This window comes from Streptomyces sp. P9-2B-2, from assembly GCF_030406865.1.
Classification (GTDB): domain Bacteria; phylum Actinomycetota; class Actinomycetes; order Streptomycetales; family Streptomycetaceae; genus Streptomyces; species Streptomyces platensis.
On sequence record NZ_CP129126.1, the window covers coordinates 4837501 to 4858370 of the forward strand.

24 protein-coding genes, 1 tRNA gene and 1 pseudogene are annotated in these 20870 nt (G+C 71.9%); 6 read left to right on the forward strand and 20 right to left on the reverse strand.

The window, feature by feature from the left end; all coding sequences use genetic code 11:
• Positions 1-27 precede the first annotated feature (27 nt).
• Positions 28-579, forward strand: a complete 552-nt coding sequence (locus tag QT196_RS21150; protein ID WP_290355431.1) for a MarR family transcriptional regulator — start codon at positions 28-30, stop codon at positions 577-579.
• A 105-nt stretch (positions 580-684) separates the two neighbouring features.
• Here QT196_RS21150 and QT196_RS21155 read toward each other — a convergent pair whose 3' ends face one another.
• The 6 genes from QT196_RS21155 to QT196_RS21180 form a co-directional block, all read right to left on the reverse strand.
• Positions 685-1158, reverse strand: a complete 474-nt coding sequence (locus QT196_RS21155) for a VOC family protein (protein WP_235470981.1) — start codon at positions 1156-1158, stop codon at positions 685-687.
• Positions 1159-1321: 163 nt separating this feature from the next.
• A complete protein-coding gene (locus QT196_RS21160; protein WP_290355432.1) occupies positions 1322-2143 on the reverse strand; it encodes a hypothetical protein in 822 nt (273 codons plus the stop codon).
• Between the two features lie 300 nt (positions 2144-2443).
• Entirely contained in the window at positions 2444-3280 is an 837-nt protein-coding gene (locus tag QT196_RS21165; protein ID WP_085928175.1) for an RNA polymerase sigma factor SigF, read from the reverse strand.
• A gap of 190 nt (positions 3281-3470) precedes the next feature.
• Positions 3471-4280, reverse strand: coding sequence for an RNA polymerase sigma factor SigF (locus QT196_RS21170; RefSeq protein ID WP_168480565.1), 810 nt, complete (start codon positions 4278-4280; stop codon positions 3471-3473).
• A 223-nt stretch (positions 4281-4503) separates the two neighbouring features.
• Positions 4504-4797: a Dabb family protein gene (locus tag QT196_RS21175; protein WP_042150707.1), complete on the reverse strand. Its 294-nt coding sequence runs from the start codon at positions 4795-4797 to the stop codon at positions 4504-4506.
• Positions 4798-4934: 137 nt separating this feature from the next.
• Positions 4935-5129 carry a hypothetical protein gene (locus QT196_RS21180; protein ID WP_290356818.1) on the reverse strand — a complete coding sequence of 65 codons (195 nt, stop codon included), beginning with the start codon at positions 5127-5129 and terminating at the stop codon, positions 4935-4937.
• Between the two features lie 486 nt (positions 5130-5615).
• On the opposite strand from QT196_RS21180, the gene QT196_RS21185 reads away from it, so the two are divergent.
• Positions 5616-6098, forward strand: coding sequence for a hypothetical protein (locus QT196_RS21185; protein ID WP_290355433.1), 483 nt, complete (start codon positions 5616-5618; stop codon positions 6096-6098).
• Positions 6099-6304: 206 nt separating this feature from the next.
• Here the strand turns inward: QT196_RS21185 and QT196_RS21190 are convergent.
• The 4 genes from QT196_RS21190 to QT196_RS21205 all read right to left on the reverse strand — a co-directional run bounded on the left by QT196_RS21190 (position 6305) and on the right by QT196_RS21205 (position 8013).
• Positions 6305-6391 (reverse strand) — tRNA-Ser (locus tag QT196_RS21190).
• A gap of 79 nt (positions 6392-6470) precedes the next feature.
• On the reverse strand, positions 6471-6971 hold the full coding sequence (gene tadA / locus QT196_RS21195) for a tRNA adenosine(34) deaminase TadA (protein ID WP_290355434.1): 501 nt from the start codon (positions 6969-6971) through the stop codon (positions 6471-6473).
• Between the two features lie 69 nt (positions 6972-7040).
• Positions 7041-7583 carry a hypothetical protein gene (locus QT196_RS21200; RefSeq protein WP_168483877.1) on the reverse strand — a complete coding sequence of 181 codons (543 nt, stop codon included), beginning with the start codon at positions 7581-7583 and terminating at the stop codon, positions 7041-7043.
• Positions 7584-7794: 211 nt separating this feature from the next.
• Positions 7795-8013 (reverse strand): hypothetical protein, encoded by a 219-nt coding sequence (locus QT196_RS21205; protein ID WP_168480567.1) that lies wholly within the window; start codon positions 8011-8013, stop codon positions 7795-7797.
• A 175-nt stretch (positions 8014-8188) separates the two neighbouring features.
• On the opposite strand from QT196_RS21205, the gene upp reads away from it, so the two are divergent.
• Complete coding sequence (upp, locus tag QT196_RS21210) at positions 8189-8824, forward strand: uracil phosphoribosyltransferase (protein ID WP_168480568.1); 636 nt, start codon at positions 8189-8191, stop codon at positions 8822-8824.
• A gap of 73 nt (positions 8825-8897) precedes the next feature.
• Here upp and QT196_RS21215 read toward each other — a convergent pair whose 3' ends face one another.
• From QT196_RS21215 to QT196_RS21225, 3 genes are all read right to left on the reverse strand, one after another.
• Positions 8898-9548 carry a LytR C-terminal domain-containing protein gene (locus QT196_RS21215; RefSeq protein ID WP_085928169.1) on the reverse strand — a complete coding sequence of 217 codons (651 nt, stop codon included), beginning with the start codon at positions 9546-9548 and terminating at the stop codon, positions 8898-8900.
• Between the two features lie 157 nt (positions 9549-9705).
• Positions 9706-10002: a type II toxin-antitoxin system VapB family antitoxin gene (locus tag QT196_RS21220; RefSeq protein ID WP_030084955.1), complete on the reverse strand. Its 297-nt coding sequence runs from the start codon at positions 10000-10002 to the stop codon at positions 9706-9708.
• A gap of 171 nt (positions 10003-10173) precedes the next feature.
• The gene (locus QT196_RS21225) at positions 10174-10797 is read right to left on the reverse strand and encodes a DUF4232 domain-containing protein (RefSeq protein ID WP_266738089.1); all 624 of its coding nucleotides are present in this window, start codon (positions 10795-10797) and stop codon (positions 10174-10176) included.
• 347 nt (positions 10798-11144) lie between these two features.
• Between QT196_RS21225 and QT196_RS21230 the strand changes: the two genes are divergently transcribed.
• Positions 11145-12641 (forward strand): nitrilase-related carbon-nitrogen hydrolase, encoded by a 1497-nt coding sequence (locus QT196_RS21230; protein ID WP_248001242.1) that lies wholly within the window; start codon positions 11145-11147, stop codon positions 12639-12641.
• A 5-nt stretch (positions 12642-12646) separates the two neighbouring features.
• On the opposite strand, the gene QT196_RS21235 is transcribed toward QT196_RS21230, so the two are convergent.
• The 4 genes from QT196_RS21235 to QT196_RS21250 form a co-directional block, all read right to left on the reverse strand.
• A complete protein-coding gene (locus QT196_RS21235) occupies positions 12647-13303 on the reverse strand; it encodes a hypothetical protein (protein WP_266738085.1) in 657 nt (218 codons plus the stop codon).
• Entirely contained in the window at positions 13300-14001 is a 702-nt protein-coding gene (locus QT196_RS21240; protein ID WP_266738083.1) for a SigE family RNA polymerase sigma factor, read from the reverse strand. The genes QT196_RS21235 and QT196_RS21240 overlap by 4 nt, the downstream gene beginning before the upstream one ends.
• A 31-nt stretch (positions 14002-14032) precedes the next feature.
• Entirely contained in the window at positions 14033-14551 is a 519-nt protein-coding gene (locus QT196_RS21245; RefSeq protein ID WP_266738081.1) for an LPXTG cell wall anchor domain-containing protein, read from the reverse strand.
• Positions 14552-14730: 179 nt separating this feature from the next.
• Positions 14731-14967, reverse strand: a complete 237-nt coding sequence (locus QT196_RS21250; RefSeq protein ID WP_266738079.1) for a hypothetical protein — start codon at positions 14965-14967, stop codon at positions 14731-14733.
• A gap of 182 nt (positions 14968-15149) precedes the next feature.
• Between QT196_RS21250 and QT196_RS21255 the strand changes: the two are divergent.
• Positions 15150-16379 (forward strand): annotated as a pseudogene (locus tag QT196_RS21255) (transposase); the annotation flags it as partial.
• A gap of 65 nt (positions 16380-16444) precedes the next feature.
• Here QT196_RS21255 and QT196_RS21260 read toward each other — a convergent pair.
• On the reverse strand, positions 16445-16831 hold the full coding sequence (locus QT196_RS21260; protein WP_168480574.1) for a winged helix-turn-helix domain-containing protein: 387 nt from the start codon (positions 16829-16831) through the stop codon (positions 16445-16447).
• 252 nt (positions 16832-17083) lie between these two features.
• Here QT196_RS21260 and QT196_RS21265 point away from each other — a divergent pair, with 252 nt between their 5' ends.
• The gene (locus tag QT196_RS21265; RefSeq protein ID WP_168480575.1) at positions 17084-19264 is read left to right on the forward strand and encodes an MMPL family transporter; all 2181 of its coding nucleotides are present in this window, start codon (positions 17084-17086) and stop codon (positions 19262-19264) included.
• Between the two features lie 43 nt (positions 19265-19307).
• On the opposite strand, the gene rpmF is transcribed toward QT196_RS21265, so the two are convergent.
• Together rpmF and QT196_RS21275 are read right to left on the reverse strand one after the other, a co-directional pair.
• Entirely contained in the window at positions 19308-19478 is a 171-nt protein-coding gene (gene rpmF / locus QT196_RS21270) for a 50S ribosomal protein L32 (RefSeq protein ID WP_085928160.1), read from the reverse strand.
• A gap of 223 nt (positions 19479-19701) precedes the next feature.
• A complete protein-coding gene (locus QT196_RS21275; protein ID WP_290355435.1) occupies positions 19702-20757 on the reverse strand; it encodes an NAD(P)-dependent alcohol dehydrogenase in 1056 nt (351 codons plus the stop codon).
• Positions 20758-20870: the final 113 nt, after the last annotated feature.

Below are 20870 nucleotides of genomic sequence, written 5' to 3' on the forward strand. Positions count from 1 at the left end.
ATCATGATGCTGATCTATCCTGCCGACGTGACCGCACCACCCGGACCGCGCCCTGATCCCGTCGACGCGCTGATGGACGCCTGGCACACCGAGCTGCCGGACGTGCTCCGCCCGACGACGGAACTCTCGAAGCGCATAGCCCAGCTCGCCCGCGCCCTGGATCAGGCCACCCGTGGCGTGCTGCCCGAACTCGGCCTGACCGTCGCCGAGTTCGACATCCTGGTCGCCCTGCGCCGGGCGGGCGAGCCGTACCGTATGAAGCCGAACGAACTGGCCCGCGCCCTGCTGCTGTCCTCCGGCGGCATCAGCAACGTCGTCAACCACCTCGCCGAGCGTGGCTTCGTCCGCCGCGAGCCCTCGCCGGACGACGGCCGAAGCACCATGATCAGCCTGACGCCGGACGGGGTGCGGACGGCCGAGCGCGCCGTCCGCACCAACGCCGACGCGCATGAGGCCGTCTTCGCCGAGGCGTCCCCCACGGTCGTGGACGCGGCCACCCGGGCCCTGCGCGACGTGGACATACGCCACAGTCCCGCCCCGCGCCCGATACGGACCGGACGGAATCCCAGCCGCTCCTGAGGCCGCGGCCCACGGCGCGGCGACGGGCCCCGGACCGCGGCGGGCCCCGGACCGCGGCGGGCCCGGGGCTCCGATACACCCGCGGAAACTGGCCGGGAAGGCGCCTCAGGCCTGGTCGGCCGCCGCCTGGAGCGCCGCGATATCGATCTTCTTCATGCCGAACATGGCCTTCATGGCACGGGCCGCCCGCTCCTGGTCCGGATCGTTGAGCAGCTCCGTCATACCGCCGGGCGCCACCTGCCAGGACAGCCCGTACTTGTCCTTCAGCCAGCCGCAGGGACCCTCTTCGCCGCCCTCGGAGAGCTTGGCCCAGTAGTAGTCGATCTCGTCCTGGTCGGCGCAGGTGATCATCAGGGAGATGGCCTCGGTGAAGGTGAACTCCGGGCCACCGTTGATCGCGAGGTACTCCTGGCCGTCGAGCTGGAACTCCACCGTCAGTACGGTGCCGGCCTCCCGCGGGCCCGCCGCGTTGTAATACGTGACGTCGGTGATCTTCGAGTTCGGGAACACCGAGCAGTAGAACTCGGCGGCTTCCTTGCCTTGGGTGTCGAACCAGAGGTTGGGGGTGATCTTGGGCATGGTCTCTCCCTGGGACGGTTCGCGGCCGGTGGCTGCGTCTGTGCCTCTATAGACCGTCGCACCGCTGGGAACTCATCGCTATCCAGGGAGAGGTTTCCCCGCGCTGATGGGGGAACGGCGCGGCCCGCCCGGCCGCGGGACCCGGCACCCCTGCCCAGCTCCCTCACTTCCAGGTGAAGGCCACATCCTTCGTCTCGATGTGCATGCCCGCCGGCACCCGCCAGCCGTCCACACACACCCGCCAGCTGCCGGTCTTCTTCTTCCCCGGCGCCAGCGGCAGCGGCAGCTTGTGGGTGGAGTGGAGGGTGGCCCAGTCGATGCCGAGGCCGCCGATGATGTGTGTCCCGAAGGTGACCGTGCCGGACGTGACGGGCCGGTCACCGGTGTTGAGGAACTCCAGGGTGACCCGCTCGCACCAGCGGACGTCGGTACCGGACCGGCCGGGCACACCGATCAGCAGGCCGTCGGGGGTGTCCGGGCCGCCCGGGAGGGTGGGGGAGGGCGGTTCGGGGGCGGGGGTGCCGTGCGGCGGGGTGGGATGGCCGGGGCGCGAGGGGGAGTTGGGGGAGCCCGGTGACGTCGGGGGCGTGGTGGCGCCCCCGTGGCCGGGGTGGGCTCCTGTGGTGGGCGCCGATGAGCCGTGCCGGGCACCGGACGCACCGGGGCTGCCGGAGAGCCGTGCGCCGTCGGCCGTGTCCTCCTTGCCGGAGCCCTCGGACGCCCCCGTACCGGCCCGCCCGGACTCCATGCCGCCACCGCTGCCGTCTTTGCCGCCGTTCCGCGTCTGGCTCCCGTCGCCGTCCAGAGGCGTCAGCTGGACGCCGTCCCGGGGCGGTACGGCGTGTGTCGGCACCCGGCCGTCGCCGGGACCGGCCGCACCCACCGCGGCATGGCCCGCACCGGCCGCGCTCCCGCAGCCGGTCAGCAGGACACCCAGACACAGCACGGCCGCAGAAGCGGAGGCCACAGTCGTCGTCCGTCGCATCGGGGCAGTGTTGCTGACAGTGCGTCAGATGTACAGGTGCCGGACGCCGGGGTGCGGAAGGTGGGTCGATAGCCGCCATTGCCGGGGCGTCAGCTGCCACTTGGGGGTACGGCGTCGACGTCGTCGGCCGGCGGACAGCACGTACGGCGGACGGGCGGCTGCGGCCCGTATCAAGTCCCGTTTCGACGGGGCACGTGCAAAGTCCCTGAGGGTATGACGGGGGAGCCGTCCTCCTGGCTCCTCTTGTGACTGTCCGCCGAGCGGCACGAAGCGCCGTACAGCCCCCCGGCGGACCGTTCCTCAGTCGGAGATGAGGCCCTCGCGCAGCTGTGCCAGGGTGCGGGTGAGCAGCCGGGAGACATGCATCTGGGAGATGCCGACCTCCTCGCCGATCTGGGACTGCGTCATGTTGGCGAAGAAGCGCAGCATGATGATCTGGCGCTCGCGGGCCGGGAGTTTGGCCAGCAGCGGCTTGAGGGACTCGCGGTACTCCACGCCCTCCAGGGCGGTGTCCTCGTAGCCGAGGCGGTCCGCGAGGGAGCCCTCACCGCCGTCGTCCTCGGGGGAGGGGGAGTCGAGCGAGGAGGCGGTGTAGGCGTTGCCGACGGCGAGACCGTCGACCACGTCCTCCTCCGACACCCCCAGGCACAGGGCCAGTTCGGGAACGGTCGGGGAGCGGTCCAGCTTCTGGGAGAGCTCGTCACTGGCCTTGGTGAGGGCGAGCCGGAGCTCCTGGAGGCGGCGCGGGACCCGCACCGACCACGAGGTGTCGCGGAAGAACCGCTTGATCTCGCCGACCACGGTAGGCATCGCGAACGTCGGGAATTCCACGCCGCGTTCGCAATCGAAACGGTCGATCGCCTTGATCAGACCGATCGTGCCGACCTGGACGATGTCCTCCATCGGCTCGTTGCGGCTGCGGAACCGGGCCGCCGCATAGCGGACCAGCGGGAGGTTCAGCTCGATGAGCGTGTCGCGTACGTACGTACGCTCCGCGCAGTCCTTGTCGAGCGAGGCCAGCCGCAGGAACAGGGAGCGGGAGAGCGTGCGGGTGTTGATGGCGTCGTCGTCATGCACGTGCGGTGCGGGCGCGGGAATCGCGGGAAGCACCTTCGAGCTGCCCAGTTCTACGGACATGCCACCCCCTTGAGGTCGCGGTCGGGTCGCTGCGGCGTCCTCGGACCGGGGTGGACCGAGGAGTGATGCCTCCACCTGAATACCGGAGGCAGCGCCGCGGCAAACGCGGTTCCAGCAGAATGTCACATGTCGGCAACACGCTGTAGCGCCATGTCGACATATCTGTGCCGGATCGGGTCGCTCGTCCCGGCTACGCGTCGATCCTGTTTGCGGATCGCAGCCGAGCGAAGCTCCGCGACAGTAGCCGCGAGACATGCATCTGCGACACCCCTAGTTCCGCACTGATCTGTGACTGCGTCAGATTGCTGTAGTAACGCAGCAGAAGGATCCGCTGCTCGCGCTCCGGCAGCTGGACCAGGAGATGCCGTACGAGGTCCCGGTGCTCGACGCCGGCCAGCTCCGGGTCCTCGTATCCGAGGCGGTCGAGCAGACCGGGCAGGCCGTCGCCCTCCTGTGCGGCCTCCAGTGAGGTGGCGTGATACGAACGGCCCGCCTCCAGGCAGGCCAGTACCTCGTCCTCGCCGATCTTCAGTCGCTCGGCGATCTCGGCGGTGGTGGGGGAGCGGCCGTGCAGCACCGTCAGGTCCTCGGTCGCGCCGTTGACCTGGACCCAGAGCTCGTGGAGACGGCGTGGCACATGGACCGTGCGGACATTGTCTCGAAAGTAGCGTTTGATCTCGCCGACGACGGTAGGCATCGCGAAGGTGGGGAACTGGACGCCGCGGTCCGGATCGAACCGGTCGATCGCGTTGATCAGGCCGATGGTGCCGACCTGGATGACGTCCTCCATCGGCTCATTGCGGCTGCGGAAGCGCGCCGCGGCATAGCGGACCAGCGGCAGATTGGCCTCGATCAGGGCGGCGCGGACCCGGGTGTGCTCCGGGGTGCCGGGGTCGAGGTCCGTCAGCTCCGCGAACAGCACCTGCGTGAGCGCCCGCGTGTCCGCGCTTCGGCTCTCGCGGGATGGAGCCTTGGGCGCAGTACGGGCCGTCACGGTCACGCCACCCTTCACAGTGCATGTATCCGGCAAAAGCGGTCATAGCATCACAAGACATGTGCACTGTGTGCAAGCACCTCATAACGCCGTGTTGAACAGAGAGTTGAGTGGCTGCGGGGTGGCGTGAGGCGGGTGGGTGGTAGGCGGTCGGGGCCGGGGTACGGCAAAGCCCCCCACCCACGAGGGGTGAGGGGCTCGGCGGAGCGGGCCGGGGGAGTGCCGCGGCTCAGAATTCGTAGTCGGCGATCACCCAGGTGGCGAATTCACGCCACTGGGCAGCGGCCGCCTGGTGGGCCGGGTGCTCGATATAGCGCTTGAGGGCGTCCTTGTCGGCCACCGCCGAGTTGATCGCGTAGTCGTAGGCGATCGGCCGGTCGGTGATGTTCCAGGCGCACTCCCAGAACGCCAGCTCCGGAATCTCGCCCTCCAGCGCCGCGAACGCGCGGACGCCGGCCTGCACCCGCTCCTCGTCGCGGGAGACACCTTCATTGAGCTTGAACAGGACCAGGTGGCGGATCACGGGAGCCTCCGTGCGGCGGACGGGGCGCAGCCGGTCCGGTCGTCGGGCGGGCTGGGCCGGGGCTGGGGCACCGGCCGACCGTGGGCCGGCCCGGTCGCGGGCGGCCCCCAGGGTTCGCCGGCCGGGGCGGGCGGTCCCTACTTGATCAGCTGGGTCATGAACTCGCCGACGCCCTGAGCGGCGGACGAGATGCCCTCGAAGCCTATCTGCACCATCTCGGCGGCCCGCTGCGGGGAGGTGATGATCGTGTACAGCACGAAGACAATGATCATGTACAACGCGATCTTCTTCGCCTGCGCCATCAGTCCCGTCTCCCCTACGCAGGCCCCCACGGCGGTGCCTGCACTTCCCGGTTGCAGTCGGGCGAGTGTAACCACAGGTGTTCGATCTCGGGAGCCGAGGTTGCGGGCCGAGTGCGTCCGCTCCAGCCCGGCACTGATCCGGACTTTATGGACCAAAGGCCCACCAAAGCGGGCCCTTCGCCTGCCTGTTGGGACGGCTCCCGGGAGGCACCCTGAGAGACGTGGGCCGGTGATCCTGGCAGGAATCCCGGCCCCTGGACCGGAGCCTCGCTGCGGGGTTCACGTCACGACCGCCCCCCGGACAGTGGCGTGGACTCGAGGTGTGGTCCTTCTCGGGAGGACGCGGCCGTCCGCGAACGCCGCTTCCCCTGGACGGGAGCCCTGTCGCCGAGCCGCCCCTGGTGACCACGGGGGAAACCAGGAAAAGCCCGGCGGCGGGGCTCCCGTCGTGTACGGCGACAGGCGCCGGGCCGCGGCACATAATGGCGGGACGCTCGTCCCAAGGGGGAACCGAAGATGCCCATGAACTCCGCCTCACCCGCGCCCGATTCGTCGTACCGAGCCGCCCGGACCGCCCGGAGCGGTGCCCGCCCGCCCCTGACGCGGCGGCGGTCGGCCATCGTGCTGGCCCTGCTGGCCGGTCTGCTGGCCGCGGCCATCGCACCGGCAGCCGCGGCCGGCACGGGGGACACCACCCGCCCGGTCGCCGCCGCGAGCGCTCCGAGCCGGGGCGCAGACGCCTCCGTACGGCTCGCCGCCGCTCCCGCGCAGCCCGTCTCGTTCCGCCACCACCGGGCACACCACGCGCCGCACTTCACGACGGTGTCCAAGTCCAAGGTGTCGAAGTGGAAGAAGAAGGCGAAGAAGAAGGGCAGCTTCTTCAAGAAGCTCGGCATCGTGCTGATCGTGCTGTTCGTCGTCTTCCTGGTGCTGGTGATCGTGGCGATCTGGCTGCTCGTGCGCTTCGTCCGCTCGCGCACCAGGCGCAGCGCCCAGTAGACGCCCGCCCGGCCACCCCGGCTCAGCGGCGCGCCCGTCCCGGCGGGCGCGCCGCTTTTCTGTGGCGAGATCTCTGTGGCGGGTGCGTGGCGCGGAACCTGCGCTTCGGCCGGGCGCGGAACCCGCGCCGCGCCGTCGGTCCTCGCGGCCGCCGGACATGACAAAGGCCCCGATCCTGGTGGGGATCGGGGCCTTCGCCCTCAGAGCGGTAGCGGTGGGATTTGAACCCACGGAGGAGTTGCCCCCTCACGCGCTTTCGAGGCGCGCTCCTTCGGCCGCTCGGACACGCTACCGAGAGAGAGCTTAGCCCAAGGGTGGCCGTGCGCCGAAATCGGATTCCGGGCGGCGGCCGCCACGGGCTCCGGACGCCGGTCAGCGCTCGCGGAAGAAGTCGGTGAGCAGGGCCGCACACTCGGCTTCGAGGACGCCGGTGATGACTTCGGGGCGGTGGTTGAGACGCCGGTCACGGATGACGTCCCAGAGGGAGCCGGCCGCCCCGGCCTTCGCGTCGCGGGCGCCGTAGACGACGCGGTCGATCCGGGAGAGCACGATCGCCCCGGCGCACATCGTGCACGGTTCGAGGGTGACGACCAGCGTGCAGTCGGTCAGCCGCCACTTTCCGAGGGCCCGGGCCGCGGCGCGCAGCGCGAGGACCTCGGCGTGGGCGGTCGGGTCGCCGGTGGCCTCGCGTTCGTTGTGGCCGGCGCCCAGGACCGTGCCGTCCGCGGACAGCACGATGGCGCCCACCGGGACGTCACCGGTCCCGGGGGCGCGGGCGGCCTCGCCCAGCGCCTGCCGCATCGCCGCGGTCCAGGGATCGCGCAGCGGGTCGGGCGGGGGGGAGGGAAGAGAGGCGGATGGGGGGACGGTCATGTCCCCAGTGTCGGGGACGTGACCGGGGCGGGGCCGCAGGCCCCGGGGCAGGAGTCCGGCCGGGCCGGCTCAGCGCACGGCTTCGAGGACTTCCGTGCAGCCCAGCGAGTCCGCGATGGTGCTCAGCGCATCACCGTTGAGGGCCAGCAGTTCCTTGTCGCTGACCCCCAGGTCGGCCAGCAGGGCGGAATCGCCGAGCGGGCCGTGCGGCGGGCCGTCCGAGCCGTTCACCGCCTCCAGGGGGTCGTCGTCCACGTTGTTGTCCGATTCGGGTTCGCCGTCCTCCGTGCCGTCCAGGTCGAGGCTGTCGAGGTCGTCGGTCGCGTCGTCCTCGTCGCGGCCGAGCAGCTCGTCGGTCAGCATGGCGCCGTACGAGCTTCTGGCGGCGATGGCGGCGTTGGAGAGGAAGACCCGCGGGTCTTCCTCGCCGTCCACCCGGATGACGCCGAACCAGGCGTCCTCCTGCTCGATGAAGGCCACCACCGTGTCGTCGTCGACCGCCGCCTCTCGGGCCAGATCGGCCAGATCGGTCAGCGTCTCCACATCGTCGAGCTCCGTATCGCTCGCTTCCCACCCGTCTTCGGTGCGCGCGAGCAGTGCGGCGAAGTACACCGTGACTCTCCCACTGGTCATGAGGCGTGCCGGGCCGGGCGGGGCGGCGCTGCACGCCGTTGGTCCCGCCCCTTCGGAATCGTGGCAGAAACAACGCGTTCGCGCGGGGTCTTCGGCGCTGCGTCGTGCGGAGGTTGTGAGAGATGTCGCTCACGTGCCGCAGCGCGAGCGGGGGCGTGAAGGCGTTCCGCTACCGGCGCACAGGGCTCCGCTACCAGCGGAATGTGCGCATCCGCACGGCCTGGCGCATCCGCTCGGCCCGCGCGCGGCGTGGCTGGACGCGGTCCCGCAACTCCTTGGCCTCGTGCAGTTCCCGCAGAAATTGTGCACGGCGCCGTCGGCGCGCCGCTTCGTTCCCGGCGTCCGGGGACGGGCCCTGGCTACCGGAGACGGCGTCGTTCGTGTCATCGGTCCGCTTACGGTCGGGCACACGCACACCACCTCGGGCGAGCTCCTCGCCCGAGGACGGAACGGCCAATCGGGCGTACGTGCCCCCTTTCCCTCCTTTCAGTGGTTTGATGCCGGCCACCTCGCACGGCCGCCTGCTGCCGCCGGGCACTGCACGGCGGGCGCCGGGGCCTTCCGGCTCGGTTAGTGTCGATGTCATGCGGATCCACGTCGTCGACCACCCGCTGGTGGCGCACAAACTCACCACTCTGCGCGACAAGCGCACCGACTCCCCCACGTTCCGGCGGCTCGCCGACGAGCTGGTCACCCTGCTCGCGTACGAGGCCACCCGCGATGTGCGCACCGAGCGGGTCGACATCGAGACGCCGGTGACGGCGACCACCGGTGTGCGGCTCTCGCACCCGCGCCCCCTGGTCGTGCCGATCCTGCGGGCCGGTCTGGGCATGCTGGACGGCATGGTCCGGCTGCTGCCCACCGCCGAGGTCGGCTTCATGGGCATGGTCCGCAACGAGGAGACCTACGAGGCGCACACCTACGCCACGCGGATGCCCGACGACCTCTCGGGCCGTCAGGTGTACGTCGTCGACCCGATGCTCGCCACCGGCGGCACGCTGGTCGCGGCGATCCGTGAGCTGATCCAGCGCGGTGCGGACGATGTCACCGCGATCTGCCTGCTGGCCGCGCCGGAAGGCGTCGAGGTCATGGAGAAGGAGCTGGCCGGGGCGCCGGTGACGGTGGTCACCGCGGCGGTCGACGAGCGGCTGAACGAGGCGCGTTACATCGTGCCGGGCCTCGGCGACGCGGGCGACCGGATGTACGGCACGGCCGGCTGACCGGACCCGCCTTTCCCACCTGATCATTGTTCGGGCCCTGCACCACGGTTGGTGCAGGGCCCTTGCTATGCGGTCAGCACTTGGCGTCGCCGGCGGCGGGGGCCGGGGACGGATGGGTCAGCACGGAGAGGGACTTGGTCGCGGCCTGCTGGGTGGCCAGCGCCTTGAAGGTGTCGCCGATGATCAGGTCGAGCTCGGCGCCCTTGCGGTCGTCGGTCTTCTGCTGGGCGCCGGCGAGCTGGGTGGCGAGCACCTTCAGCGGGCCGTCGGCCGCCCTGGGGCCGAGCAGTATTCCGGCGCCCTTGATCTTCTTGTCGTAGGCGGCGGGGGCGTTGCCCACCTTGCCGATCTTGAAGCCGCGCTTCTGGAGTTCGTCGGCGGTGCGCTTGGCGAGGCCGGAGCGCGGGGTGGCGTTGAAGACATTGACGGTCAGGGTGCCGGGCGCGGGCAGCTTCCGGGCGGCGGTCTTCGCCTGGGCGGCTTCCGTCTTGGCGCCGTCCTGGCAGTGCTGTTTGTCCTGGGCGGCGTGGGCGGTACCCGCCCGGCCGCCGAAGACGTCGATGAGCTGCAAGGTGCCCCAGCCGGCCAGGCCGAGGGCGCAGGCGGCGGCGACGAGGGTGAGAACGATCCGGCGACGGTGGCGGGGACGGCGCATCCGCGGATACCTGTCGCCCGTGATGCGGTACTTCCTACCGCCCATGCCTGGGGGCGTCAGCATGCTCATGGGCGCAGCGTAGTGCGGGCGGCGGTCCGTGCCTACTAGATGATCAACGCGTCGTGCGAGACCCAACCCAAAAGGGTCAATTCGGGCGGGGTGGGTTGGGTGGTGTCAGGCGGGTAAGGGCGATTTCCGGCCTGTTGGGCGGCGAGCGGGCCGGGCGTCAGCCCAGTTCGAGCACGCGCGCGTGCAGCACCTGGCGCTGCTGAAGGGCCGCGCGCACCGCGCGGTGCAGCCCGTCCTCCAGATAGAGGTCGCCCTCCCACTTCACGACATGCGCGAAGAGGTCGCCGTAGAACGTGGAGTCCTCGGCGAGCAGCGTTTCGAGATCGAGCTGCTGCTTGGTCGTCACCAACTGGTCGAGGCGTACCGGGCGCGGAGCGACGTCCGCCCACTGGCGGGTGCTCTCCCGGCCGTGGTCCGGGTACGGCCGGCCGTTTCCGATGCGCTTGAAGATCACACGGAAAGCCTACCGGGCGAGCGGCATCGGGCGCAGCCATGCCGCAGCAGTGCAAAAGGATCATTGGCGGCAAAGTTGGATCTTTGGGGAGCGGAGGCCTCGCAGATATGGCCGGATGCGACCCGAACGGCCTACCGCGGCGGGCGCCGGAGCACGGGACGGGTCCGGGCGTCACCACTTCCTGATGGCCGCCAGGCTCGACTGCCAGTAGGTGACCTGGGCGGTGTGCGGGTCGACATGGACCGGGGCGCGGCCGTCCAGACCGACCTGGGTGGGGGTGGCCCGGGCCGACAGGGCGACGCCGAACTGGGAGATCTTTCCGCCCCGGTGGTGCGAGCCGTCCGGCCCGTGGGCGGCGGAGGTGGTGATCAGGGCGTACGCGGTCCGGTTGGGCGCCAGCGAGACCACGCCCGGCGGTGCGCTGGCGCCGATCGCCGGGAGCGGGGCCCGCCGGTCGTCGCCGAAGTGCAGCAGGGGGTAGGGCTGGGCGGCGAAAGTGCAGGGCCGGTCGGAGAAGTTGGTGACCGTCAGCAGCATGCGGTGTGCCCGCCGGGGCATCGCGCCGGCCTGGAACTTGAGCATCTCGGGGGTGCAGGCGGCCCGGCCGTCCGGGCCGGTGGGCGGGGCGCCGCCGTCGTGCGAGGGCGGGACGGGAGCCGGCGACACGGCCGTGACGGAGCCCCCGGCTTTGTGGCCGGTGCCGTCGTGGCAGCCGGCGGTCAGGGCCAGGGTGGCGGTGACGAGGAGAGCTGCGGCGGCGGCCCGGCGGATGGTGGCGAGGGCGGTGATGGGCATGGGTGCTCCCCGGACGGTGGCGTGTATACGACCTTCGGCGGGGGTGCTGGCGATCCACTAACGCACGGCTAACGCCTGCGGGGCTGCCCCCGGCGGGGTGTCCGCCGCCCCCGGGACCTGACGAAAGTCGGGGGTCGTCCCTGCCGAACGGCAGCGGCGCCGAGGGGGTCGCCGCTCCTAGCGTCCCGGTACGCGGTAAGCGAGGCGTACGGGGAGAGGAGAGCGGTGTGCTCGGCATACGGGAGCGCGGGGGAGCGGGAGCGGGTGCAGGGGGAGGGGAAGCCCCGGGGAGGGGGCCGGAAGAAGGGGCGCGGAGGGCGCGGCCGGCCGGGCGGTGGCTGTGGGGAGTGGGTACCGCGCTGCTGCTGCTCGCCGTGCACAGCAACTGGCATCTCGCGGCGGCCGCCTGGCTGTTTCCGGTCTTTCTGCTGCGCTACGCCCGGCTGCGGCCGGCCCGGCACGGGCTGCCGCGGGTCGGATACGCGCTGGGGCTGGCCCAGTTGGCGTGGCTGATCTCGACCGGGATGGTGTTCGTGCCGTCCGTAGTGGCGGTGTTCGCGGTGCTCGCCCTGGTGCAGACGCTGCCGTTCGCCGCCGACCGGCTGGTCGCGGCGCGCACCGGCTCGGTGTGCTCGACGCTGGTCTTTCCGGTGGTGCTGGTCTGCGGGGAGTATCTCTTCACGCGGCTGGCCGACTTCGGCGATTACGGGGCGCTCGGCTTCACCCAGCACGGCTTTCTGCCGCTGGTCCAACTCGCCTCCGTCACCGGTGTGTACGGCGTCAGCTTCGTGGTGGCGTGGACGGCCTCGGTCGCGCACTGGGCATGGCGGCGCGGATTCCGGTGGCGGGAGATCCGGCGCGGCGCGCTGGTGTGGGCCGCGGTGCTGGCGCTGGTGCTGGGCGCCGGTGGCGTACGGCTGGTGTGCTGTGCGCCGACGACGGAGACCGTACGGGTCGCGGGTATCAGCGCCGGCCGTGCCGCGGAACGGGCCACTGAACGGGCGCTGCACCAGGCCGGGGAGGAGCTGTGGCGGCCGCGGAATCTGGTGCGGGCCGATCCGCGGCGGGTGCGGGCCGCGCTGGCGCCGGTGACCGACGAGCTGGTGGCGGCCACCGACCGGGAGGCGCGGGCCGGGGCGCGGATCGTGGTGTGGCCGGAGACCCAGGCGCGGGTGCTGTCGGACGACCGGCAGCGGCTGCTCGGCCGGGTCGCCGGGATCGCCCGCAAGCGCCAGGTCTACGTCAACACCGCCTTCGCCCTCTCCACTCCGCGGCCGCCCTATGTGCGCAATGTCGCCGCCCTGGTGACACCGGAGGGGAAGGTCGCCTGGACCTACGACAAGACGCACCCCACCCCGATGGAGCCGATGACGCCCGGCAAGGGGGCGGTACCCGTCACCGGCTCGCCGTACGGGCGGCTGGCGACGGTGATCTGCTACGACGCCGACTTCCCCGGGCTGATGCGGCGGGCGGCGGACCAGGGCACCGCACTGATCATGGTGCCCGCCAACGACTGGGCGGGCTTCGAGTCGCTGCACGCGCAGCGGGCCGTCTTCCGGTCCGTCGAGTACGGCTACGCCATGGTCCGGCAGTCCGTGCACGGTGTCGCCACCGCGGTGGACCACCAGGGCCGTATCCGCGGCCGCGCGGACTACTTCACCGCGGACCGGCAGACGCTGATCGCCGAGGTGCCGGTGCAGCCGCGGACGGACACCCTCTACAGCCGGACCGGTGATCTGTTCGCGCTGCTGTGCACCGGCGGGACGCTGCTGGTCGCGGCGCTCGGGGTGCGGGGGTGGCGGGCCCGGGCCGGTGCTCCCGGGGCCGGTGGCGAGCGTCCGTAACCCCCTCAACTCGCGGACGCCGTAGGGGCGGTGCTCCGGTCGCCGCCTTCCGGGGTGGGGGTGGGTGACGGGGGTGTGGAGGGCGGCTGGTTGGTCCCGGAGGGCCGGCCGTCCGGGCGGTCGGACGGCTGGGGCGTGGCGGGGGGCGTGGGGGTGTCCCGCGGCGGCCGGGAGGGGGGCGGCGAGCCGGAGGGGCCGGGGGGCCGGTGGCTGCCCGGCCGCGACGCGCTCGGCGACGGCGTGGTGTTCGGCTCCGTAGGCGTCGGGTCCGGTGACGGGTCGACGGAGTGCGGTGGCCGGGCGGGCAGCGGCCGGTCCGGCGGGCCGTCGGGGGCGGTCGCCAGATAGCCGAGTGCGACGGCGGCGGCTGCGGCGGCCGCTGCCAGCGGCAGCCCGAAACGGCGCAGCCAGGGCCGCGGCGGACCGAGCAGGCCGCGGCGCGGTGTGGGGCGCGGGGGCGCGGCGGGCCGCAGATCCCGGATGGCGATGCTCTCGGCGCGGGCCGCGAAGGCCCGGCGCAGCCGGTCCTCCACGGGGCGCCCGGACACCGTGCCGTCGAGGCCGGGTCCGGGGCCGACACCGCCCGCGCCGCCCCCACCGTCACCCGGGCGGTCCTCCGGGGCGTCTCCGGTGCGGCCGTATCCCGTGCCGGGGCCGTTCATGACCGCGCCTCCAAGATCTTCTCCAGCGAGTCCAGGGCGCGGCTGGCGAGGGACTTCACCGCGCCGCGGCTGATGCCCAGTGTCGTCGCGATCTGCGCCTCCGTCAGATCGCCCCAGTAGCGCAGCACGAGCACCTCCCGGCGGCGGGCGGTCAGCCCGCTGAGCGCGGCGAACACCTCCCGGTGCTCCTCGTCCAGCACGATCCGCTCCTCGGCGGACGGCGCGTCCGCCTCGTACGGCGGGGTGTAGTTGCGCGCGGTCCGGCGGCGCCGCAGTACCGAACGGGCCGCGTTGACCACCGCGGTGCGCAGATAGGCGAGCGCGTTGTCGACCTCGTCGAGCTGTTCGCCGTGCCGCTTGTAGAGCGCGGCGAACGCGTCCTGGACGACGTCCTCCGCGGTGGCGCGGTCGTCGACGAGCAGCACGGCCAGCCGGACCATGGTCAGCCGGTGGGCGTGGTACAGCTCGCTGATCGTGGGCGCGGGTTCGGGCGGTGCGGCGCCCACGCCGTCCGGCAACCGGGGCCGGGAGCCCGCGGGTCGGCCGTACGCGACAGGCGGCGGCGCATGGCCCGGGCGCGGTGTCTCGCGGCGGGCGGCCGTCGCGCGGGCGGTGCGCAGCAGCCACCGCCACAGGGCAGGCCGGCGCCCCGGCAGGGCGAACCGTACCGGGGCGGGCGGGGCGGCGGAGTACTCCATCGCTTCCTTCGGCGGGGCCTGGTGCGGTGGTTCAGCCGCGCCGGCGGCGGACCACGTAGACGGTGCCGCCGCCCGCGGCGATCAGGGCCGCGGCGGCGCCGCCGAGCGCCATGGTGGTCGTGTCGGAGGCGCCGGTGCGCGCGAGTTCCTTCCCGCCTCCCTGTCCGTTGGCAGGGGTGGGCTTGCCGGGGGAGGACGGCTCGGCGCTCGGGTGCGGCGGGGTCTGGCTCGGCCGCGGCGGCTCGGTGGGGCTCTCGGAGGGCCGCGGGGCGCCGGGGGTGGGCGGAGCGGTGGGCGGGGCGCTGGGCTCCGGGGTGACGCTGGTGCCGGGGGTGGGCCGCGCGGTGCCGTCGGACGGCGGCGCGGACGGGGACTCCTGGGCCGGGCGCGGGGACGGGGGCGCGTGGTTCTCGGCGTGCGCGGTGCCGGCCGACAGCGCGGCCAGCGCGAGCGCCGCGACCACTCCGGCGCCGGCCGCACCGCGCAGACGGGGGCGGGCGGCGGACGGCCGGGCGGCGGCGGGGGTGCGGACGGTACGGGTGGACTTCACGGTCGGCTGCTCCACGTTCTTCGACGGGGCGGCGCCGGATGGCGCCCTCACCCCTGACGACGTGCGGCGGGGGCGGGGGTTGCCGGTCGGTGCGAAAAAACTTCCGCCGGGCCCGCACCCGTCCGCCGCCGGGCCCGCACCCGTCCGCCGACGGGCCGCTCCCCGCCCGCCGCCGGGCCTCAGCCCACGCTCTGGAGCAGCTTCTCCACGGCCTTGACCCGGTCGCCCAGCTCGGCCAACTGCGCGCTCATGGTCTCCTGCTGGGCGGTGACCCGCTCCGCGAGGCCGCGGTACTCGGCGAGCGCCGCGGCGTCCGCGCGATGCCGCTGGAGCTTGAAGTACGACGCCACGATCGTGGTGACCGAGGCAAAGATGATCACCAGGACGGCGATCGGGATGATGATGCTGCCGGTCATCGAGTCTCCTTCGTGGATACGCCCGGCTTCAGCCGGGTGAGGAAGGGAAGCTCCCGCGTGAGCGGGGCAGGGAAAGCCGATTCGCTGCCAGGGCGGATCGGGGCCCACCAGCAATGGTGGTGAGGCGACCCACGCCGGGTGAGAGCTCTCAACTGTCGTACCTCCCGGATGGGTTGCTGTGTATGACGGCGGAAGCGAAGACGAGCGGGGAGAGTGGGCATGCCAGGTTCACCTATCGTCTTCGCGTGTCGTCTACTGCCCGCGCCGTACTCGAAGCCGAGTGGGACCGGTGCCGGTGGCTGTGGAACGAGTGTGTGGCCAAGTCCAGGCAAGTCGGCGTGGAACAAGACCCGTCCCGAAGGCGCGGAGAAGCGTACGTGCGGGCCGGTGCAGCTCGCCGCGATGCTGACCGAGGCCCGCGCCCGTACCGAGTGGCTGCGTGAAGGCGCATGCGTTCCGCAGCTGGGGGCACCTCCCAGCGGTAGCTGGGGGACAGCTGATACGCGACTTCGGCAGGTCCCGCGCCAAAGCCCTCAAGGACATCAGGGCACGGCTTCCTATGCGGCAGCGCGCCGGGATGCCGAAGTACAAGAAGAAGCACGAAGCGCTCCCCACCCTCGAATACACCCGGCGCGGCTTCCGTTTGGAAGACGGCCGTTTGCACCTCGCTGGGGGCATCGTCGTGACGGTTGTGTGGTCGCGGGAGTTGCCCGAGCTGCCGTCCAGCGTGCGCCTCTGCCGCGACAGCATCGGACACTGGTACGCGTCCTTTGTCGTCCCCACCGTGACCCAGGCTCTGCCGGAGACCGGTGCGGTGATCGGCATCGACTGGGGCGTGACGCAGACCGCGACCACTACATCCGACGCCCACGACCTTCCCCACCCGCAGCACGGGAAGAAGGCTGCGCAGCGCCTGGCGCACTACCAGCGGATGATGGCGCGCAGGAAGCAGCCCAAGCGTGGGCAGCCCGCCTCGAAGGGCTACCAGGCCGCGAAGCATCAAGCGGCCAAGCTGCACAAGAAGGTGTCCCGGCAGCGTCAGGACACTGCTCGCAAGTGGGCTAAGCGCATTGTCCGTGACCATGACGCTTTGGCGGTGGAGGACTTCCGCCCGAAGTTCCTCGCGAAGTCCACGATGGCCCGGAAGGCCGCTGACGCCGCGGTCGGCGCGACCAAGGCGGCGCTGGTCGAGATGGGCCGCAAGCACGGCAGGGCCGTGCACCTGGTCCACCCCGCGCACACCACGATGGACTGTGCGCAGTGCGGAGCGAGAACCAAGCACGCGCTGCCTCTCTCAGAAAGAACGTATACGTGCACCGCGTGCGGAGTGGTCTCGCCCAGAGACAAGAACTCCGCCCGTGTGATGCTCGTCCGGGCTGGTCTTCAACCCGGCTGGTGCTGATCGTGTAAGACCTGCCGGCCCGCCGGGCCGCAGGCGACGTGAGCTAGGAATCCCCTGCTTTAGCTGGGGGAGGATTCAAGTACGCGTCCCCCTAGGGTCGTTCGGTCCCTTCGCGGCCGACGGCTGCACCGCGCCGCCCGCGTCCCCGGCCTCTTCGGGCGGCGCCGCGGACCGGTCCTCCTGGAGGGCGGCGAGCACGGTGGCCACGTTCAGCTTCAGCTCGAACGGCGCCAGTTCGAAGTACTTCAGCGCCTTGCCGTCCTCGGACAGCTCCAGCCGGCCGACCACCAGGCCGGCCTTTTCCAGCCGGTCCAGGTGCATATAGAGCAGCGGCCGGGACATCTCCAGCCGGCGGGCCAGCTCGCTGACGTACAGCCGCCCGTCGGCCAGTTCGCCGATCACTCGCAGCCGCTGCGCATGGCCCACGGCGGACAGCAGGGCCAGCAGCTGCTCGCTGTTCATGGCCCACCTTCTTGCTGTTCCGGACGTGTGTCAGCGGAGGTTTTCGTATGCCGCGACGGACTGTCAAACAGCCCGGCGCCCTCCGGCCACCACAATCTTACGGTTGACGGTCTGATGCGACACCTGTAATTCTCGACTTACATGCGTACCAGTGGGGGGACGCGACACGATGCCGAAGGGGCGGGGCAAGTGAACGTGGCGGTACGAACGCGGCCGTGGGAGCCGCAGTCGAGAGAAAAAAGGCCGGTCACCGTGCGATTGGCGGTCTGGAGCGCACGGCATCCCTGGCGCGCGCTGGCCGGCTGGCTGGCGTTCGTGGTGCTGTGCCTGGGCGTGGGCCTGGCGATGGGCACCCACAACGCCACCGGCGAGGACTACCGCGTCGGTGAGGCGGGCCGCGCCGAGACCCTGGCCGCCGAGGCCCGACTGGACCGGGAACCGGTCGAACAGGTGCTGATCTCCGCCCGGTCCGGCCCGCTGGAGCAGACCGCCGCCGACGCGGCCGTCCGCGACCTCACCGCCCGGATGCGGACGCTGCCCGAGGTGGCGCGGGTCGAGCCCCCGGTCCGTTCGGCCGACGGGGCGTCGCTGCGGGTCGCGGTGGTCATGAAGGGCGTGGAGGCGGACGCCAAGGACCATGTGGCACCGCTCGCCGCCCGCACCGCGGCGGTCCAGCGCAGCCACCCGGAACTACGGGTGGCGGAGACCGGCAGCCCGTCGGTCAGCGTCGGCGTCAACACCCAGCGCGGCCAGGACCTGGCGCTCTCCGAGGCCATCGCGCTGCCCGTCACACTGCTGACGCTGCTGGTCGTCTTCGGGTCCGCGCTGATGGCGGCGGTGCCGCTGCTGCTCGCGCTGACCTCGATCGCGGCCGCCATGGGCCTGTCGATGGTGGTCTCGCACCTCCAGCCGGACGCCGGGGTGGGCGCCAACATCATCCTGCTGATCGGCATGGCCGTCGGCGTCGACTACACGCTCTTCTACCTCAAGCGCGAACGGGAGGAACGGGCCCGCGCGGGCGGCCGGCTCGGCGCCGAGGCGCTGGTGGAACTGGCCGCCGCCACCTCCGGCCGGGCGATCGTGGTCTCCGGCCTCGCGGTGATCGTCTCCACCGCCACCCTGTACCTGGCCACCGATGTGGTCTTCTCCTCGCTCGCGACCAGCACCGTCATCGTCGTTCTGGCCGCGGTCCTCAGCTCGCTGACGGCGCTGCCCGCACTGCTGGTCAAGATCGCCCAACGCGCCGAACGCCGCGCGGACCGCCGTGCGCAGCGGACCGGCCGACGCCCGGCACCGCGGGAGCGCGCGGAGGGCACCGGCCGCCTCTGGCGCGCCCTGCTGCGTCCGGCGACCGAGCACCCGGCCCGCACCCTGTGCGTGTCCGTCCTGCTGATGCTGGCGCTCGCGGCACCCGCGCTGGGCATGCAACTACGCGTCCTCAACAAGGACAGCCACTCCCGCGAGATCCCCGCCCTCCAGACCTACGACCGGCTCACCACGGCCTTCCCCGAGCTGCGCGTCCAGCATCAGATCGTGGTCCGGGCGCCCGCCGCGGAATCCTCCGAAGTGACGGCAGCACTACGGCAGTTGAGCGCGCGGGCGCAGTCCGATCCGCTCTACGCCAAGGGCGTCACCCCGCTCGTGAAGACCTCGCGGGACCACCGCACCACCACCATGGAGCTGTCGACGCCGCACAAGGTCAGCTCCCCCGAGGCGATCGCCTCCCTCGACCGCCTCCGCCGGGACTATCTGCCGGACACCGTGGGCGCGGTGCCCGGGGCGGAGTTCGCGGTCAGCGGCGATGTCGCCCACGACACCGACTACCTCGCCCACCAGGACGGCAAGCTGCCGCTGGTCATCGGCGCCCTGCTGCTCCTGACCTTCCTCATGACGACGCTGGTCTTCCGCTCCGTCGTCATCGGCCTGCTCGGGGTCGCGCTCAATCTGCTCTCCGCGGCCGCGGCGTTCGGGCTGGTCGTGGTCTTCTTCCAACACGGCCTGGCCAGCACGTTGTTCGGGTTCGACACCGCGGCGACCAGTGCCATCGGCTCCCGCGTACCGCTCTTCCTGTTCGTGATCCTCTTCGGCCTGTCGATGGACTACCAGATCTTCGTCGTCAGCCGGATACGGGAGGCGGCGCTGGGCGGGGTGCCGACCCGGGAGGCGGTGCTGCACGGCGTCGGGGCCTCCGCCAAGGTCGTCACCAGCGCGGCGGCGGTCATGGTGACGGTCTTCGCGGCCTTCATGTTCCTGCACCTCGCGGAGATGAAGCAGATCGGCTTCAGCCTCGCGGTGGCCGTCCTGCTGGACGCCTTCGTCATCCGAGTCGTGATCCTGCCGTCGGCGCTGACCCTCCTGGGGCGGGCCAGCTGGTGGCCGTCCCGGACGATGCGGCGGGCACAGGAGGCGGTGGCTGTGCGGGGGGTGTCGTAGCCGGGGGGTGCCGTGGCCCGGGCCGGGGGTGCGCCATGGCCGGTCAGCCCTTCGGGTCGATCAGGCCGAGCCGGTAGGCCTTCGCCAGACGGCGCGGCACCTGGTAGACGGAGCCGTCGACGGTGACCGGCACCAGCTGGGGCGTGGTCGCCTTCCACTGGGCGCGGCGGTGGCGGGTGTTGCTGCGGGAGAGCTTGCGCTTGGGTACGGCCATGGGGCGGGCCTCCTACGGGACGGGCGGGTGCCGGCACGGTGCACCGGCGGACGTCGTCGGGAGGCTATATGAAAATGGGTACCGTTTTCAATTAAGTCCAGGGCGAGGGCGGGGACGCGGGCCGTTCCGTCCGCCGACGGCCGCGCACGCGCCCGCCCGGGGCGGCCCGCAGCAGGCCACCCCGGGCGGCGGTTGCGACCGGGCGGAAAGCTCCCCGGCGGCGTCAGATCGTCGCGGTGTCGATCACGAAGCGGTAGCGCACATCGCTCGCCATGACCCGCTCGTACGCCTCGTTGATCTGGTCCGCGCCGATCACCTCGATGTCCGCGGCCAGCCCGTGCTCCCCGCAGAAGTCGAGCATCTCCTGGGTCTCCGGGATGCCGCCGATCATCGAGCCGGCGATCGACTTGCGCTGCGGTATCAGCGCGAACGGCGCGACCGGCAGCGGGCTTTCCGGTGCGCCGACCTGCACCAGCGTGCCGTCGGTGCGCAGCAGCCCGAGGTAGGCGTTCAGGTCCAGGTTGGCCGAGACGGTGTTGACGATCAGGTCGAAGGTGCCCGCCAGCTCCTCGAAGGTCGCCGGGTCGGACGTCGCGTAGTAGTGGTCCGCGCCCAGCCGCAGCCCGTCGTCCTTCTTGCGCAGCGACTGGCTCAGCACGGTGACCTCCGCGCCCATCGCGTGCGCGATCTTCACGCCCATGTGGCCGAGGCCGCCCAGGCCGACGATGGCGACCTTCTTGCCGGGACCGGCCTGCCAGTGGGCGAGCGGCGAGTAGAGGGTGATCCCGGCGCACAGCAGCGGGGCCGCGGCGTCCAGCGGGATGCTCTCGGGGATGCGCAGGGCGTAGTTCTCGTCGACGACGATATGGGTGGAGTAGCCGCCGTAGGTGGTCTCGCCGTCCCGGCCGGTGGCGTTGTACGTGCCGACGTTGCCGAGCTCGCCGGTGCAGTACTGCTCAAGCCCGGCACGGCAGTTCGCGCACTCCCGGCAGGAGTCGACGAAGCAGCCGACGCCGACCCGGTCGCCCGCCCGGTAGCGGGTGGCCTCGGCGCCGACCTCGGCGACCACACCGGCGATCTCATGGCCGGGGACGATCGGGAAGGCCCCGCCGTCGCCCCACTCGGCGCGCACGGTGTGGATGTCGGAGTGGCAGATACCGGCGTACTTGATGTCGATCAGGATGTCGTGGGCACCCAGCTCGCGGCGCGGAATCGTGGTCCGCTCCAGCGGTGCTTTCGGGGCGGGTGCGGCGTACGCGAAGACAGAGGTGTGGGTCATGCCACCGAGCATGCGGTGCTCCGCATGCCCCAGCCAGTGCCCCCTTCAACATATGCATGGTGTGCCTAGTACTGACCGAACCCCCCTCCGGGGCCGGCCGGTAGGCGGCCGCC